Below are 17,831 nucleotides of genomic sequence, written 5' to 3' on the forward strand. Positions count from 1 at the left end.
CGGGGTCGCGCCTGATGCCAGGCGATAAAAAACCCCGACCCGTTCGGGGTTTTTTATGTGCGCCCGGCAGTCCTTTTGCGCCTCAGCACACGCTTTATGCCCACAAATGTTGCGCAGATCCCTTTTCAGGAGCGCTGTAAAAAATTTTTAAAAAGCACTGACAAGGCGGGATTTCTGAAACAACGGATCACAGATAAGTGGCGAAAATTTCGCCTAATCCAATCGACGTTAACCGCGTTTAAACACCCGATACGAGTCAATTAAATGGCGATGATTTAAAGTCACCTACCGTCTGGCGGCATAAAAGACGATATGTTGACAGTTTCTCCCGGATCTAACATGATCGGCGGCGTTTTGATGGCTTCAAGCCACTAAACTGACATCATTGCACCAAGCGGGCTGAGGTATTTTTCAGCCTGTGCTGGGCCTTAATCGTGCCACCGTTAGCGGACTGCCTATATGAAATCTCCGCTTGAGTCGTCAGGAAGAACCTCCATGGATGTTAAGCGAGTTTTGATTACCGGTGGTGCAGGCTTTATTGGCTCGCATTTGGTAGATGCCTTGCTGGGCAAGGGCTACAGCATTCGTGTGCTGGATAATCTGTCGACCGGCAAGACGAGCAATTTGCCTATCGGGAATCCGCATCTGGATGTCGTCGTGGGTGATGTTGCAGACACCGCGGTGGTCGAGCAAGCCATGCTGGGCTGTCATGCTGTGGTTCACCTGGCAGCAGTGGCATCGGTGCAGGCGTCGGTGGATGATCCTGTCGCTACCCACCAGAGCAATTTCGTCGGCACGCTCAATGTGTGCCAAGCCATGTTGAAGGCGGGTGTCAAACGTGTGGTATTCGCTTCCAGCGCTGCAGTCTATGGCAACAATGGCGAAGGCACGGCCATTGAAGAAGACACCCCCAAGTCTCCCCTGACGCCTTACGCGTGCGACAAGCTGGCCAGTGAGTATTACCTGGACTTCTATCGTCGCGAACATGGCTTGGAGCCTGTGATTTTTCGCTTCTTCAATATCTTTGGCCCACGCCAGGACCCGTCCTCTCCGTACTCGGGTGTGATCAGTATCTTCAGCCAGCGGGCAATCGCCAAGCAGCCGATTACCGTATTCGGTGACGGTGGGCAGACGCGCGATTTTGTCTACGTGCAAGATCTGGTGAGCATTCTCGTGCAGGCCGTGGAGGCCCGCGAGGCTGCCCCTGGTGCGGTCAATGTCGGGTTCAGCCGCGCGACCAGTTTGAACGACCTGATCAGCGAGCTGGGTGGTGCGACCGGTACGGCGCTGACGGTGACGCACCAGGCGCAACGCCAAGGCGATATTCGTCATTCCCGCGCGGACAACACGCGCTTGCTGCAACGCTACGTGCTCTCGGAACCGACGTCCGTGGGCCAGGGTTTAACGCAGCTACTTCGCAGTTTGTAACCCGCCGGTCACCCTGTTCGACCTTAGCGCCGTCTCAGTTTCAATCATTTCAAGAGTGCATTATGGAAATCGTTTTTCGCAGGACGCGTGTCCGCGCAATAGCTGAGCGGCTACTGACCGCTTTTGCGTTGTTCGTTGGCGGGTCTATTGCGCAGGCCGCGACGTCGCCGCAGCCGGCCAGCGTGGCCTTCTGGTACGCCGAGCAGCCGCCCCTGGCGGAGTTGTCGCAGTTTGACTGGGCTGTGGTCGAGCCCGGCCACATGACGCCCGCCGACGTCAAAACCTTGCGCACGCTGGGCAGCGAACCCTTTGCTTATTTGTCCGTGGGCGAATTCGACGGCAATAAGGCGGCGCTCGAAAAAGCCGGCTTGAGCAAAGCGGTGTCCCCGGTGCGTAACGATGCCTGGGACAGCCAGGTCATGGACCTCACTTCGCAAGCCTGGCGTGAGCATTTATTTGCTCGCGCCAAAGCCTTGGAAGCCCAAGGTTATGGCGGTGTATTTCTCGACACCCTCGACAGTTTCCAGTTGCTGCCTCAAGCCCAGCGTGAAACTCAGCGCGTGGGCCTGGCCAACCTGCTGCGTGAAATGCACAAGCGTCAGCCAAAATTGAAGTTGTTCTTCAATCGCGGTTTCGAAGTATTGCCTGAGCTGGATGGCGTCGCCGCCGCCGTGGCAGTCGAGTCGATTCACGCGGGCTGGGACGCCTCCGCCAAGCGTTATCGCCCGGTCTCGGAGTCCGACCGCGAATGGCTTGAAACGCATTTGAAACCGCTGCGTGCCAAAGGCATCCCGCTGGTAGCGATTGATTACTTGCCGCCTGAGCGCCGTGAAGAAGCGCGCAAACTGGCAAAGCGTCTGCGCGAAGAAGGCTACATCCCGTATATCAGCACGCCTGACCTCAATACCCTGGGCATCAGCAGCATCGAGGTTCAGCCACGCCGAATCGCGCTGATTTTCGACCCGCGCGAAGGTGCGCTGGAAGATGCTGCCGGCCATAGCGACCTCGGCGGCTTGCTGGAATACCTGGGCTATCGCGTCGATTATTTTCCGGCCGACAGCAACCTTCCGCTGTACAGCTTCAGTGGCCTGTACGCCGGCGTTGTTACCTGGATGACCAGCGGCCCGCCGCAGGACCCGGCTGCGTTTAGGCGCTTCATCAATGCGCGCCTGGACGAACAGGTGCCCGTGGCGTTTTTCAGTGGGTTGCCGGTTGAAGACAAGCTGCTGCTCAAGCGCCTTGGCCTCAAGCGTGATGCGCCGCCCGCCACGCAGGTGCTGACCGTTACTCATCAGGACAAGGCCCTGGTGGGCGCATTTGAAGCGCCGGTGGTGCCGCGCTCGCGTGACCTCACCGCCGTTTCCGTGATGCCCAATGGCCCGACAGCTGCGTTGTCGTTGAAGGGGGCCGGCGGTGAGGTGTTCACGCCGGTGGTGGTCGGCAAATGGGGTGGCTTGGCACTTGCGCCCTATCTGCTTGAAACCAACAACGAGCGCAGCCGTTGGATCCTCGATCCCTTTGCGTTTCTCCAGGCCAGCCTGCACCTGCCAAGCCAGCCGCGCCCGGACAGCACCACCGAAAATGGCCGGCGCATTGCGACCGTGCACATCGATGGCGATGGCTTCCCTTCCCGCGCCGAAGTGCGTGGCACACCTTACGCCGGGCGCCACACGCTGGACGACTACATCAAGCCCAACCCGTTTCTGACTTCGGTGTCGATCATCGAAGCCGAGATTTCGCCCCGCGGCGCGTTCCCCTTCCTGGCCCGTGAGCTGGAGCCGATTGCACGCGAGATCTTTGCCAACCCTAAGGTTGAAGTTGCCACGCATACCTACAGCCACCCATTTTTCATGCAGCCGGAAAAAGCCAAGAAACGCGAGAACTTCAATCCGGAATACGGCATGAACATGAAGGTGCCTGGCTACGACAAAATTGATTTTCGCCGCGAAATCTTTGGCTCGCGCGACTACATCAACCAGAACCTGACCACCCCGCAGAAGCCGGTGAAATTAGTGTTCTGGCCAGGTGATGCGCTGCCATCGGCGAGCACCATCAAATTGGCGTATGACGCTGGCCTGAAAAACGTCAACGGTGCCGAAACCATCATGACCAAGGCCAATCCGTCGCTGACCGGCCTTAACCCGCTGCTGCGCCCGACCGCAGGCGGCTTGCAGTACTACGCGCCGATCATCAACGAGAACTTGTACACCAACTTGTGGAAGGGCCCGTATTACGGTTTCCGCGAGTTGATCGAGACGTTCCAGCTCACCGACAGCCCTCGCCGTCTGCGTGGCCTGCACCTCTATTACCACTTCTATTCCAGCACCAAGCAGGCGTCGATCAAGGCCATGCACGAGATCTATGGCTACATGCGCGAGCAGCAGCCGATGTCGTTGTGGATGAGCGACTACCTCGACCGTCTGCACGGTTTGTATCAGGCGAGCCTGGCACGCACCGCGGATGGCGCCTGGCAGATTCGCGGGATGGACGCACTGCGTACCGTGCGCCTGGACGCGCAAATGGGCTGGCCGGACCTGTTGAAATCGCAAGGCATCGCCGGCGTGCGCGATTTGCCGCAAGGGCGCTACGTGGCCCTGAGCAGCGACAAGGCGTTGCTGGTGCTGCGCCCGGATCGAGACCCGAGACCGGCGCTGGAAGAGGCCAATTTGCCTCTGCTGGACTGGCGTTACCTGGATGAGCGCCGCGTGAGCTTTGCGTTCGCCGGCCAATTCGACCTGACCTTCTCCGTACGTTCGGCCACTGCCTGCCGCGTGGAAGTGGATGGCCAACGATTTGCGGGCAAGGCTTCGGCCGGCCTGTGGACTTTTCAATTACCTATGAAGCAGGTGAGTAATGGTCAGCTCCTCTGCAACTAAAAACAGCCGCCTGCTCAACCCTTGGGCATTGGCGGTGGTGGCGGTTGCCGTAGGTGGCCTGTTGTGGGCGACCTTCCAGCGCGAAGAAGTGTTCCAGCCCGACGGTCGCCAGCCGGATGCTGTCTCGGCCAACTATGCCGAGCTGCTGCTGACGGCTCACCCGGACGACGATCACCTGCGTCTGCAACTGGTCGATTTGTTGATTCGCCTCGGTGACTACACCAAAGCGCGCCAGCACTTGGATGCCTGGCCCAAGCCACAGCCTGAAATCCAGGCTTACTATCGTCTTGAACTGGACGCGCTGGTCGCCACCAGCAGCAACGACTTGATCGCGCAGCAAGCGCTCGTCGAGCGCCTGGGTAGTTTCGATTACCACAAATTGCCATTGCCCCAGTTGCAAAACCTGGCGGCGCGGGCGTTGACCTTGCAGGCGCCTGAATTCGCGGCGGGTGTGTACGAAGAAATCGCCGCTCGCGATCCCGCACAGCGTGCCGAAGCGCTCAAATCGGCGGCTCAGTGGTACATGGCCAGCGAAAAACCTGAGCGTGCTGCCGATATTTACCTGCAGCTCAGGCGCGACGCCCAGCTACCGGCAGAGCGTCGTGATTACGCGCAGTTGGCGTTCAACAGCTTGCTGTCGGCGGGTCGCGACAAACAGGCTGCGCAGGTGCTGTCCGACGAATTGCCCCAGCTGACTAACCCCCAGACCGATGTGGCATGGCTGGAGCAGGGCGTCGACGTCGCCGTGGCAACCAAGCAATTTGACCTGGCGCAACGCGTGCTCAAGCAGTGGCGCGAAGTGCAGCCGAACAATCCGAACATTGCGCTGAAAGAATTCCACGTGCGTCTGGCCATTAATGACCTGGCGGGCGCCTGGGAAACCGGTCAGCAATTGACGGTCGATTATCCGGACGACACCGAGCTGCTCAATCAAATGGCGTTGCTCGGGGAGTGGCGCGGTGATAACGCAGCGGCCTTGGGTTATTGGATTCGCTTGCTCAAGCTCAAAGAAGACCCGCAAACCCGCGAACACGCCTGGCGCCTGGCCAGCCAGCAGTTCGATTTCGACCGCTCGATCCCGCTGCTAGCCGAGATCATGCAACAGCGCGCGCTCACCGATATCGAGCTGGACGCGTTGATCTATGGCCACGAATCGCGTGGCACGCCTGCCGAGGCCGAGGCCTGGTTGCGCACCTATCTGCGCAAATACCCAGGGCACCGCCTGGCGTGGACACGTTTGCTGCAAAACCTGGACAACACCGGGCAGTTCGCCGCAAGAAGCAAGGTTTACAACGACTACGCCAAACGCTTCACCCTGACCTCGGCCGAGCGCGTGGACTGGGTTGGCACCGAGATGAAGCTGTTTGACGAGCAAGCGGCATGGGACGTCGTGAAGGTGGATGACCCTTCGATCGAGGATCCTGAGTATTGGCACGCCCGCGCTAGCCTGGCGTGGGACCTGGAGCGTGATGAAGACCTGCGCGTTTCGTTGGAACGCCTGCTGGCCATCAACGGCAAGCTGATCAGCGGCGACGAGAGCCAGCTCATCACCCTTTATCGCACCCCAGACCCACAGCGCGCCCTGGCCCTGATGGTCGCCAGTTGGAAACGCGCCCAAGACCCGCAACGCTTGGTCGAGGCCTTGCAGCTCGCCCAGGAATTGCAGGAGTGGGACCAAGTGGTCGCGTTGCTCGAAGACGCTAAACAGTACCCAGAGGCCTACGAGCAAGCCCAGGTTCTGGCCGTGCGGGGTGCATTGGCGATTGAGCAGGGCGACAGCGCCGAAGCCGAGCGTTTGTACCTGCTGGGCCTGTCGCGTTATCCCAACGACAACCTGTTCCGCGAACGCATGATCTGGATGTATGTCGACCAGGGCAACACCGAGAAACTCAAGCCATTGCTGGCCAAATGGCGCGTCTATGCGCGTCAGGACCGTCTGCTCTGGCTGCCATTTGCCAGCGCCAGTCAGTTGTTGAATCGTGATACCGACGCCTTGGCCTGGTACCGCATGTACCTCAAGCTCACCCCGAACGACTGGCTGGTGCAGGCGGCATACGCCGATGCACTCGACACCGCCGGCTACCAGGATGCGGCACAACGGCTGCGCTTGAAACTGCTGCGCAACCCCGAGGCTGAAGGGCTGCAACCTTCGTCCCAGCGCTACGCGATCTGGTTGCGGCTGATGTCCAGCAGCTACTCGCCACGCAAGGCGCAGCAGGAACTGTTGAAGTGGAAAGACGGTTCGCCGTCGATGAAGCAGATGTGGTTCGAGCGCTTGCTGGCACGGCTGGACGCGACCAATCAGGAGTCGCAGAAAGACCAATGGCTGGAATGGGCGCGTAGCCAAGGCCTCAAGGTCGACCGTTACGAGCAGATTCAGGAAGCGCTGCGCAGTCGCAACAAGGCCCAGGTTGAAACCCTGTTGGCCAGCAGCGACCTGAACCCGGCGCAACGTGCGCAGGCACTCAGCCGCCTGGGTCGCACCAACGAAGCGCTGGACGTCAGCTTGACCGCATTGGGTGACGACCAGCCGGAGTCGGTGCGCGAGCAACTGCGCCGTCAAGCTGTTGAGATCCACGAAAGCACTCCGCAAGGCGCGCTGCTGTCCTACCAGAAGCAAGACTTCGGTGGCCTCTCGTTTGATGCGCCGCGCTTGGAAATCGCTCACAACCTGGGTGACAACTGGTACGCCGACCTCGAGATGGAGCACGGCAACTACAAGGGCGACGACGTCATCTCATCGAGGATCGGTGACGAAAGCAACGCGGCCCTGACCTTGATTCGTTCGGTGGAAAACGGCAGCTGGAAGGTGTTCGCTGACACCAGCCAGCGCAAGGACGACGATCGCAACGGCCTGGGCCTGTCGCGCCTGTGGCAGCTGGGTTCCAGCCACCAACTCGAGACCGGCCTGGACTGGCATCGCAAGAGTGACGACAGCGGCTTGATGCGCGCCTTCGGCCAGCAGGACCGAGCCTGGGTCGGCGGGCGTCATGGCCTGACCGCACGGGACCAGTTGAGCTGGGAAGTGGCGCAGCGTTCGTTCTCTACCCGTGCCGGCGACTCGCTGGGTACCGGGCATGCGCTGAAGGTTGAGCTTAACCATACGCTGGAATTCGCCGGGCCTAACTGGACGGTGCGCGGCGGTGCGGATTATCAGAAGAACAGCGTGAAGGACCGGGAGCTGGAATATCTGTCGAGCCGCAACGGCGGCGCCGTCAAGGTTACGCCTCAGTCGATAGATGCCGATACGGGTCTGCCTGATCCTCTTGATGTAGACCCGGTCACCGCCGACAACCTGCTGCAAAGCCGCTACGGCCAACTCTACGTCGGTACCACCTGGCGTCGCGGCATCCCTGGCGCGCTGGTGCGCACCAAGCCCCAATACACCTGGCTGGTGGACGTGACGGCAGGCTGGCAGTGGACGGACCAAACCTTCAACTACGGCATGAACACCGGCATCGGCTTTGAAGTGCTGGGTGACGACGAACTGGCCCTGACCGTCGGTTACCAATCTGCGCCACAAGGCGGGGATGGCAAATCCGGCGGAACACTGGGCATGAGCTACGGCGTGCGTTTCGGGCGCTGATTACAGAATCTCTACGGGAGAAAACCTATGCAAGTAATTCGTAACCTGAGCCTGGCGCTGACAGTCCTGTTCGTTGCCGGCTGCTCAAGCTTCACCAGTGAGACCAGCCCGAACCTGCCACGCAATGCGCAGTGGGGCATCGTGCCGATGGTCAACTATTCGCAGACCCCGCAAGCCGGTGAGCGCAGCGAGCAGATCCTGCTCAGTGTGCTCAGCAGCCATGGTCTGCAACCACGGGTTTACCCTGTCACCACCCAGGGCGAACAAGCCTTGATGGACGACAATGAGCGTCTGGCCGGTGCCCTCGATTGGGCCCGTGAGCAGAAACTCGATTACGTGGTCGCGGGCAGCGTGGAAGAGTGGCAGTACAAGAACGGCCTGGACGGCGAACCGGCGGTGGGCATCAGCCTGCGCGTGCTGGAAGCCAGCAGCGGCCGCGTGCTGTGGAGCAAAAGTGGCGCCCGCGCCGGCTGGTCCCGTGAAAGCCTGGCGGGCAATGCTCAAACAGTCATCGACAAACTTGTTGGCGCCCTTCGGTTCGAGTGAACGCAATGAATTCTCCACACATGGATTACAGCCTGGCGCCTCGCGCCAGCGGGCCGGTGTCTTGGCTGGAAACGATACTGGTGACGGGCCTGGCGATCGGCCTCGGCTTCTGGCTCACGCCTGAAGACCCGTTGCAGATGCATGCCGGTTTCCCCTGGCCGATCCTGGCACCGCTGCTGTTAGGTGTACGTTATGGCTTTGTGCGCGGCTTGTTCAGCGCGGTTCTGGTGGTGGCGGCGCTGTTTGCGCTGCGCAGCAGCGGGCACGAAGGTTATACCCAGATTGATCCGTCGTTTATCGTCGGCGTGCTGGTGTGCGGGATGCTCGTCGGTGAAGTGCGGGACCTGTGGGTGCGTCGCCTTGAGCGTCTGCAGATGGCCAACGAATACCGTCAGTACCGTCTCGACGAATTCACCCGCGCCCACCAGATTCTGCGGGTCTCCCATGACCTGCTCGAGCAGCGTGTGGCGGGCAGCGACCAGAGCCTGCGCAGTTCCTTGCTGGGCTTGCGGGAAAAGCTGCGTGGCATGCCGGTCGAAGGCGATGCCCTGATCGCGCTGGCTGAGCCCATCGTAGCGATGCTCGGCCAGTACGGCGCCTTGCGCGTGGCCGGGTTGTACCGCGTCGATGACAGCGAACAAAACATACTGCCTCAAGCCTTGGCGATGATCGGTGTGATGGGCCCGTTGGACGTGGGTGATGACCTGATCAAGCTGTGCCTTGAGCGCGGTGAACTGGTCAGCGTGCGCCAGGAATTGATTGATTCCGGCAAATCCTCGCAGTTTTCGTCGCTGCAAGCGTGCATCCCGCTGATCGACGCCGAAGGCAACCTGTTGGCCATCCTGGCGGTTCGGCAGATGCCGTTCTTTGCGTTCCAGGACCGCACCTTGAGCCTGTTGTCGCTGCTGGCCGGCCACATCGCCGACCTGCTGCGTCGCGACCCGCAAGTGCTGCAACTGCCGGACGCCGGCGCCCAGCAGTTCACGTTGCAACTCAAGCGCTCGCTGGTGGACATAGAGCAGCACACCTTGCCGGCCGGGTTGTTTGCGTTTGAGATGACACGCCCCAACGACGAGCTGACGCGCCTGATGGCGCGCAGCCAGCGCGGCCTGGACCTGCACTTGCCGGTGCGCAACAACCGCGACCACGCGCTGCTGTTGGTGTTGTTGCCGTTGACCAGCCCGCAAGGCACCGAGGGCTACCTGGCCCGTATCAGCCTGATGTTGCATGAGCATTTTGGTATCGACAGCGACTTCGAGAGCCTGGGCGTACGGGTGATGCCTTTCAACCTGGAGCCTGGCTGTGACCGCAACGGGCTGCGTAACTTCCTTTACAACGAGTGTGGCTTGAATGATCAGCAAGTGGCTGTTTAGCGGAGCCTTGGTGCTAGAGGCGGGCAGTTGGGCAAGTTTGTGGCTCGACGCGCCTCAAGCGCACCAACTGCTGGTCTTCACCTTCAGCCATGGCTTCGCCTGCCTGATGCTGTGCGCGGCCGTGTGGCTGTTGCTGCCGGCGCGCTACCGCAAGCCGTTGCCCTGGAGCCCGCTGTTCATTTTCAGCCTGGCGTTCTTTGTGCCGGTCATCGGCACCCTGGGTGTGGTGGCTGCGATCTTCCCGGCGCTGTACTTGCCGCGCAAGCGCGACAAACAAGCCTGGCAGGCCGTTGGTATTCCAAGCTTGCCGTACCGCGCGCAGGCGCAGTTGCACAAGCCGGTGTTCGCCGATGGCGGCTTACAGGATGTGCTGCGTCACGCGCCCGATCCGGACCAGCGTTTGTCGGCCTTGTTGGCCACACGACGGATGCCCGGCAAGGAAGCGGTGCCCATTCTCAAGTTGGCGCTGGCAGATCCCAGCGACGACGTTCGCTTGCTCGCCTACTCGATGCTCGACAAGCAGGAAAGCGATATCAACCTGCATATCCAGATGGCCCTTGAGCAACTGGTGGATGTCAGTTCGCGCACCGCAGGCCCGGTCCACAGCATGCTGGCGCGCTGGTACTGGGAACTGGCCTACCTCGGCCTGGCGCAAGGCAGCGTGCTGGAGCACGTACTCAATCAGGCCAGCGAGCATGCCGAGCAGGGCTTGGCAGCGGGCGAGGGCGGTGAACTGTTCCTGCTGGCTGGCCGTATCGCCCTGGAGCGCGGCGAGAACGAGCGCGCCGAAGTCCTGCTGCGCCTGGCGGAAGAAAACGGCATGGGCTCGGCCCAGGTCTTGCCGTTTCGCGCAGAGCTGGCGTTCGAGGCCGGTCGTTATCACGAAATTCCCGGGTTGCTCGCCAGCCTTCCCGAGAAAACCCGCCAGCGGCCACGGTTCGCTGAGTTGGTGAGGAGCTGGAATGAGTAACAAGCAAGAGGCACCGATTGCAGACATCTGCCTGCTGCTCGAAGGCACCTGGCCTTACGTGCGCGGCGGCGTTTCGAGCTGGATTCACCAGATGATCCTCGGCCTGCCGGAGTTGACCTTTTCGGTGATGTTCATCGGCGGCCAGCGCTCAGCGTATGAGAAACGCCGTTACGAAGTGCCGGCCAACGTGCTGCACATCGAAGAGATGTTTCTCGAGGACGCGACCCATCCCACGAATCTGCACGGCACACCGCGCGAAGCCAACCCGCAGCACCTGGCCGACCTGTATCGCTTTTTGCATCACCCGGACCAACCTGAACGTGAGCTGGGCGAGAAGCTGCTCGATTGCATCGCCAGCGGCGACATGACCCTCGACGACGTCCTGCGCAGCCGCGCCAGTTGGGAGACGCTCAGCGAGGGTTATCGCCTGCATTGCGCCGACCCGTCCTTTGTCAATTATTTCTGGACCCTGCGCTCGCTGCAGTCGCCTTTGCTGATGCTGGCCGAAGCCTCGCGCAAAATGCCGCGCGCGCGCGTGCTGCATTCGATTTCCACCGGTTACGCCGGGCTTTTGGGCTGCATTCTCAAGCAGCGCTGGAACTGCGCCTACTTGCTCAGCGAGCACGGCATTTACACCAAAGAACGCAAGATCGACCTGGCCCAGGCCTCGTGGATCGCCGAGACCTCCGGCCAGGCGCTGAACCGCAGCCTCGACGGCGGCTCGGGTTACATCCGTACGCTGTGGGTGCGCTACTTCGAGCGGATCGGCCAATTGGCCTACAACAGCGCCGACAACATCATCGCCTTGTATGACGGTAACCGTCAGCGCCAGATCAAGGACGGCGCCGAGCCTGCGCGCACGCAATTGATTGCCAACGGTATCGACCTGGCGCAGTGGAATCGTGTGCTTGAAACACGCGCGCCGGGCATTGCCCCGAGGGTGGGCCTGATCGGGCGTGTGGTGCCGATCAAGGACGTGAAAACCTTCCTGCGGGCCATGCGCGGCGTGATCAGTGCCATGCCTGAGGTTGAAGGCTGGATCGTCGGGCCGGAAGAGGAAGACCCGGAGTACGTCAGCGAATGCCGCAGCCTGATGGCCAGCCTGGGCCTGGAAGGCAAGGTGCACTTCCTCGGCTTCCAGCGCATTCAGGACATCCTGCCTCAGCTCGGCTTGATGGTGTTGACCTCGATCAGTGAGGCGCAACCCCTGGTGATCCTCGAAGCCTGGGCCGCCGGCACGCCGGTGGTCAGCAGCGACGTAGGCTCGTGCCGCGAACTGATCGAAGGCGGCAGCGCCGAAGACCGTGACCTTGGCATTGCGGGCAAGGTGGTCGCGATCGCCGACCCACAGGCCACCTCCGTCGCCATCCTAGAACTGCTGCGCAGTCCGGAACGCTGGCAAGCCGCACAGGCCAGCGGCCTGGCGCGGGTCAACCGTTATTACACCGAAGCCTTGATGTTGCAGCGCTACCGCGACCTGTACCAGGCAGCCATGGAGAACAGCTAAATGGCCGGTATTGGCTTTGAACTGCGCAAGATCCTTTCGCGCGACTCTTACACCGCCACCCTGCATGCCTACGTCTATGCCGGGCTGATCAGCTCCGGGCCGTGGGTGCTGTCGATCATCAGCGTGATGTTGGTGGGCATCATCAGCCTGGGCTTGATGTTGCCCAACTCGCTGGTCGGGCAGTTTCTGGTGACGGTGACGTACCTGATGGCCAGCTCGTTGATCCTGACGGGCGGCCTGCAACTGTTCTTTACCCGGTTTGTGTCCGACCAACTGTTCCAGCGCAACTACGAGCAAATCCTGCCCAACCTGCTGGGCATATTACTGATGGTGACCGTGGGCGCCGGCGTACTCGGCATCATCCTGCTGGCGGTGCTGTTCGATCAGCCGCTGATCTACCGCGTGCTGGTGCTCTCGAACTTCGTGGTGCTGTGCAACCTGTGGCTGGTGATCATTTTCCTGTCGGGGATGAAAAAATATAACCGCATCCTGCTGGTGATGCTGGTGGGCTACTCGCTGATGGTTGCGAGCGCCTACCTGCTGAGCTTCCTGGAGATGCCAGGCTTGCTGCTGGCGCTGTTGATCGGGCACAGCACGCTGCTGTTCCTGTACCTCTACGACATCCTGCGCGAATACCGGGCTGAAAAACTCATCGCCTTCGACTTCCTCGATCGCCGCAACGTGTTCCTCAGCCTGCTGGTGACCGGGTTCTTCTACAACTTCGGCATCTGGGTGGACAAGATCATGTTCTGGTTCAACCCGGCCACCTCCAACACCGTCATCGGCCCGCTGCGCGCCTCGATCCTCTACGACATGCCGATCTTCATCGCTTACCTCGCGATCATCCCCGGCATGGCCGTGTTCCTGGTGCGCATCGAAACCGACTTTGCCGAATGGTACGACCGCCTGTTCCGGGCCATCCGCGACGGCGAAACCCTGCAGCACATCGGCTCGCTGAAGACCGAAATGACCCTGTCCATCCGCCAGGGGCTGCTCGAAATCTGCAAAGTCCAAGGCCTCACCGTGGTGCTGCTGTTCCTCTTCGCACCACGCCTGCTGGACTGGCTGGGCATCTCCAGTTACTACCTGCCACTGTTCTACATCGACCTGATCGGCGTGAGCATCCAGGTTGTCTTTATGGCGCTGCTCAACGTGTTCTTCTACCTCGACAAACGCCGCGTGGTGCTGGAACTGTGCGTCCTGTTCGCCGTCCTCAACGCCGGCCTGACACTGCTCAGCATGCACTTGGGCCCGAGCTTCTTCGGGTACGGGTTTACGCTGTCGTTGCTGGTGTGTGTACTGCTGGGGCTGGCGCGCTTGTCATCGGCGCTGGAGGATCTGGAGTACGAGACGTTTATGTTGTCGCGTTGATCGCGGTTGCTGGCGAATAAAAAAGGCACTTGTCGGTGAGCGGCAAGTGCCTTTTTTGTTGCTGCGTTATTGCTCGGTGTTGCAGGGTGATTCCAGTACCTTCACCACATCATCGATCACCGCCTTGCTCATCTCCTGCAGATAATGCGATGCCCAGGCATAACGATCTGTGTCTCGCGTCATTGCTGCGTCTTCTGCGAGCAACTGGGCGACATGGAGCAGATCGGAAACGTGGTGCAAGGCTTCATGCAGGGAAACACCGCTGTTGACGCGGAACAGAGGGTGGTCGGAGTGAAAGGAGAAGGGGGTGACGCCGAGGGTGGTTAGTGCGGATGGACTTGGAGCGGTCATTGGTAAAACTCCCATATCGGGTGAGCGCTACCACGTTCGTTCTCAGGCGAATGGGTGGCAGCTGTGCGCAGGCTGAGAAACCGGAGATACAGGAACCCGGCAGACCCGAAGGTCTCCCACGCACAGCCGCCATTGCACGAATTGTGAGGCGAAAAAAAACGCCTGCAAATCGGGTTTTGGGGGCGCTTGGTGCGCCTGCATCTTGCCGGGTTCTCAGGCCCGATCGCTGAATTGGCAGCGACGCAGGGAGAGTAGCGTGGTGGGGGCGGGGGAGCAATCGAGAAAGTTGATGGGAGGGTTTTTTGCGGCGGTTTGCGTTGCCGTGTGGTGAGCCTAAGTCGTTGTTCTATATGGTGCGGCACCAGACGACCGGTAGCTTTCGGCGAAGCTAGGTTTTCTGCGGGTCTGGATTTCGCTGGAAAACTCGGCGTACCCCAACTAGTAACTATAAATAAATCAGCTAGTTATGGCTTTCAGTGGAATCGAATCGGGGACGATTAAGCTGTGAGCATGTGCTGTGCTTGGTACGTAGAGTTGCGAGCGACACACGTAACCTGTGAGTTGGGAAAAAAAACCAGCCATTTTCAGGCTTGCTCAAATGAAGTTTTTACCTCACTGTAAAGACCAATGTCATTACAGGGAGGGCCATCCCATGGCGTCCATCAATGTCCGTATCGACGACGACCTCAAAGCGCGTGCTTACCACGAGCTGGAAAAGCTCGGCGTCACCCCTTCTGAGCTGATGCGCCAAGCCTTGCAATACGTAGCAGAGCGCGGTCAGCTACCCTTCAGGCCCGTCCTGATGACCGAGGACGATGAAGCCTTGATCGCAACGGTTCGCGAGCGGCTGGCTAATCCCCAGCGGGTTAAGGTTTCGCTAGATGACCTAGAGCCTTGAATTCGATGCGCGGGCGTTAAAGGAGTGGCACAAATTGGGGGATACCGTGCGCCAGCAACTCAAGAAGAAGCTGGCCACGATTCTGGTCAATCCGCGCATTGAAGCCAACCGTCTACACGCCTTTCCCGACTGCTACAAGATCAAGCTGCGCAGCAGCGGCTATCGGCTGGTCTATCAAGTGATCGACCAGGAGGTCATGGTGTTCGTGGTGGCGGTCGATAAGCGCGAGCGTGAGCAGGTTTATCGCAAAGCGGCTGAGCGGTTAAGTTAGCGAGTACGCAACGTATAAGTGAAAAGCCCGCCGAGTCAGGATGTGTGAAAATGCGAGCATGATTACGGGAGTGGGACTCTGTAGCGTTCGGTGGAACGTGATGCGGCACCAGACGAACGGTAGCGGTTAGCGGGGCTAGGTTTTCTGCGGGTCTGGAGTTCGGTGGAAAATTTGGCGTACCCCAACTAGTAACTATAAATAAATCAGCTGGTTATGGCTTTTGGTGGAATCGAATCAGGATTTTTTTAGCTTTCTTCACGACGTGACATTCTTAGCAAGCGCTACACCATCCAGCTTAACAAGTTATCCATAGTGAAGGCTTGAGCGGTTAGGTACGTGAAATAAGACTAGTGTCATATTGACATTAATGGCGGCTACCCATCAGTCTTGCCCTTTGACTCGATAAAGGGATTTTGAGATGTTTGAGTTGGTTATATTTGATCTGGACAATACGTTGGCACTGACTGACGACTTGGAGGGCTTTCGCGGTGCCTCCAATTTGGGAAATAAAGATCAGGAGTATAAGTCTCGCTTAATCGCTGAAATTAACAAGAAAAACAGGCGGCTACTATCTTCAGATTTTTTTGAAGAACTTAAAGGAGCTATTCCAAATTTGAAGTTGGCGGTTTTCACCAAGTCGCCTCGATGCTACGCCTGTACAGTATTGAGTGAGGTATATTCGGATGTTGACTGGGAATCAATCGTTGCATTCGAGGATGTTAAGAATACCAAGCCAGCCCCTGACGGTATCATTTTGGCGGCGAAAGCTTGTGAGGTAACGAATCGCGAAGCGATTGTTATAGTGGGTGATGACCTCGGAGACGTGGAGGCAGCTTACCATGCAGGAGTCCGGGTAGTGTTAGCAGAGCTCCATGGCGCTTCTCCGCATTATGAGGCGAGAAAGCGAATCCCTGATGCGTCGGTTGTCAAACAGAAGACTTTGGTTGAAGCGATTTTGGACATAGGTCAAAAGTTACCTATTCTGGAGCGCTTGGTCGAAGGAGTTCAAGCGCATAACGGGTTCTTTGGAAGAGTTTGCCGAGCGGGTCACTTTCCTCCACGCGCTGTGGAAGAAACAAAGCGGCCACTTCAAGTTATCTCGTTGGGTCGACTATTCACAGAACATAAGTCTATAAAACCTCGGCGGGAATGGCATAAGCTGACCAATGAGATTGTAAGATTTAAGAATACTGATAATTTTCCCATTGAGTGGGCTAAATGTGTTCGTGATACGGTCAATGAGCAAATAAAAACTCATAGGGAGAAGGGAGGCATAAAGAGCCTGTTTAAAAAATATAAAATAGTAATCACCACGGCACCCTCTAAGAAAAATCGGCCTCCGCGGATGGAGAACTTTTTAGAGCAAATAGAATCCATACTTGAGGAGTCTCCGCTGTCGAACAGTACGGTGGAGGTAATTGATGATATGTTTGAATTTTCTCCTGAGGCAAAGTCTCATCATGGAGAGCATTTGACCATGGTTCAAAGATACGAAAATGTGCGTGATTGCCTGTCGATTGCTGACGATGCAGAGATTGAAAATAAATTGGTTTTTCTGATCGATGATGTGGTAACAACTGGCGCTACTCTTTACTATATGGACAAATACAGCAGGGCGAACGGCGCTGAAGAGGTCTTTTGCATCAGCTTGGCACACACAATTTCAGGGGCCAGGGACTGAAAATGATGAGCGATGACGCTTACAATGCTTTGATCTTGAGTGGATTAAAAGGTGTTGGCCCAAGCACTATTGAAAAAGTGCTGGCGCTTTCATCGTACCCATTGAAGACGGTCGTTGAGCTATGTGAGTATGCCTCTGATCTGCGTAAAAAATCGTTCACCAGCGAGCAGTTTGATGAGGCTCGTAGATATGCAGACTTTCAAATAGATATGGCCTCCAAGAATGATACTAAAATAATTAGCCTATTGGATTCTGAATTTCCTAGAGCACTAGCGATTTCTGGTGTTCGTGTTGCGATTTTATATGTCAAGGGGAACGTAGAGCTTTTAAACAGTCCTTCGGTCGCTGTAATAGGTACAAGGCAGCCTACGCTTCATGGGGAGGAGATAACAAAGCGCATGACTCACTGGATGGTTCAGCAAGGCTGGGCGATTGTAAGTGGGCTGGCGTTAGGTTGCGATAGTATTGCTCATAAGCAGGCGATAAAATCATTTGGAAAAACAGTCGCTGTAATGGCCCATGGATTGCACACAGTTTCACCGTCGCAAAATAAAGATTTAGCGTCGTCGATTCTATCTAGTGGTGGGGCGTTAGTGTCAGAGTTTGCGTTTGATGTTAAACCAATACCTACGAATTTTGTGATACGGGATAAAACTCAGTCCGCACTCTCCCAAGGCGTAATGATGATCCAGTCAGACCTAGTTGGCGGAAGCCTGCATGCATCCCGAGCAGCAATCAAGGATCGACGGCCACTTATAGTGCCTTATCCTACGGATCAAGACATCAGAAACTCGGAAAGCAAAATTTCCGCAAACCTCTTGCTGGCTTCAGAAGATGTAATAGGTAAGTGCAATCTACTAAAGTGCGACCCAACCGCGTTAGAAAAACTCCATATCGTTAGACGGAGGGAAGATTACGATATGATGTTGGAGGTTCTGTCACGTAGTCTTCGCTAGTAACGGGAAGCAGCGAC

General features: G+C 58.1%; 13 protein-coding genes. 12 read left to right on the top strand and 1 reads right to left on the bottom strand.

What is annotated here, in order from left to right; all coding sequences use genetic code 11:
* The first annotated feature begins 495 nt into the window (after positions 1-495).
* From AACY52_RS09185 to pelG, 8 genes are all read left to right on the top strand, one after another.
* On the top strand, positions 496-1,428 hold the full coding sequence (locus AACY52_RS09185) for an NAD-dependent epimerase/dehydratase family protein (RefSeq protein WP_339427341.1): 933 nt from the start codon (positions 496-498) through the stop codon (positions 1,426-1,428).
* Between the two features lie 62 nt (positions 1,429-1,490).
* Positions 1,491-4,304: a bifunctional glycoside hydrolase 114/ polysaccharide deacetylase family protein gene (locus AACY52_RS09190; RefSeq protein ID WP_339421199.1), complete on the top strand. Its 2,814-nt coding sequence runs from the start codon at positions 1,491-1,493 to the stop codon at positions 4,302-4,304.
* Entirely contained in the window at positions 4,282-7,890 is a 3,609-nt protein-coding gene (locus AACY52_RS09195) for a tetratricopeptide repeat protein (protein ID WP_339560434.1), read from the top strand. The genes AACY52_RS09190 and AACY52_RS09195 overlap by 23 nt, the downstream gene beginning before the upstream one ends.
* Before the next feature lie 27 nt (positions 7,891-7,917).
* The gene (locus AACY52_RS09200) at positions 7,918-8,436 is read left to right on the top strand and encodes a hypothetical protein (protein WP_049710551.1); all 519 of its coding nucleotides are present in this window, start codon (positions 7,918-7,920) and stop codon (positions 8,434-8,436) included.
* Positions 8,437-8,441: 5 nt separating this feature from the next.
* Positions 8,442-9,809, top strand: a complete 1,368-nt coding sequence (locus AACY52_RS09205) for a PelD GGDEF domain-containing protein (RefSeq protein ID WP_339421206.1) — start codon at positions 8,442-8,444, stop codon at positions 9,807-9,809.
* A complete protein-coding gene (locus AACY52_RS09210) occupies positions 9,787-10,779 on the top strand; it encodes a HEAT repeat domain-containing protein (protein WP_339456724.1) in 993 nt (330 codons plus the stop codon). Before AACY52_RS09205 ends, AACY52_RS09210 begins: the two co-directional genes overlap by 23 nt.
* Complete coding sequence (pelF, locus tag AACY52_RS09215; protein ID WP_339421210.1) at positions 10,772-12,286, top strand: GT4 family glycosyltransferase PelF; 1,515 nt, start codon at positions 10,772-10,774, stop codon at positions 12,284-12,286. The genes AACY52_RS09210 and pelF overlap by 8 nt, the downstream gene beginning before the upstream one ends.
* Positions 12,287-13,657 carry an exopolysaccharide Pel transporter PelG gene (gene pelG / locus AACY52_RS09220; protein WP_339421212.1) on the top strand — a complete coding sequence of 457 codons (1,371 nt, stop codon included), beginning with the start codon at positions 12,287-12,289 and terminating at the stop codon, positions 13,655-13,657.
* A 66-nt stretch (positions 13,658-13,723) separates the two neighbouring features.
* Here the strand turns inward: pelG and AACY52_RS09225 are convergent, their stop codons facing one another.
* On the bottom strand, positions 13,724-14,008 hold the full coding sequence (locus AACY52_RS09225) for a DUF3077 domain-containing protein (protein ID WP_339421214.1): 285 nt from the start codon (positions 14,006-14,008) through the stop codon (positions 13,724-13,726).
* Positions 14,009-14,660: 652 nt separating this feature from the next.
* On the opposite strand from AACY52_RS09225, the gene AACY52_RS09230 reads away from it, so the two are divergent.
* The 4 genes from AACY52_RS09230 to AACY52_RS09245 all read left to right on the top strand — a co-directional run bounded on the left by AACY52_RS09230 (position 14,661) and on the right by AACY52_RS09245 (position 17,814).
* Entirely contained in the window at positions 14,661-14,906 is a 246-nt protein-coding gene (locus AACY52_RS09230) for a type II toxin-antitoxin system RelB/DinJ family antitoxin (RefSeq protein ID WP_339494241.1), read from the top strand.
* 34 nt (positions 14,907-14,940) lie between these two features.
* Positions 14,941-15,177 (top strand): type II toxin-antitoxin system RelE/ParE family toxin, encoded by a 237-nt coding sequence (locus AACY52_RS09235; RefSeq protein ID WP_339494244.1) that lies wholly within the window; start codon positions 14,941-14,943, stop codon positions 15,175-15,177.
* Positions 15,178-15,595: 418 nt separating this feature from the next.
* On the top strand, positions 15,596-16,858 hold the full coding sequence (locus AACY52_RS09240) for an HAD hydrolase-like protein (RefSeq protein WP_323154306.1): 1,263 nt from the start codon (positions 15,596-15,598) through the stop codon (positions 16,856-16,858).
* Positions 16,859-16,860: 2 nt separating this feature from the next.
* On the top strand, positions 16,861-17,814 hold the full coding sequence (locus tag AACY52_RS09245) for a DNA-processing protein DprA (RefSeq protein ID WP_339560435.1): 954 nt from the start codon (positions 16,861-16,863) through the stop codon (positions 17,812-17,814).
* Positions 17,815-17,831: the final 17 nt, after the last annotated feature.

The sequence above is a fragment of the Pseudomonas sp. EA_65y_Pfl1_P113 genome (assembly GCF_963970525.1).
Classification (GTDB): Bacteria; Pseudomonadota; Gammaproteobacteria; order Pseudomonadales; family Pseudomonadaceae; genus Aquipseudomonas; species Aquipseudomonas tritici.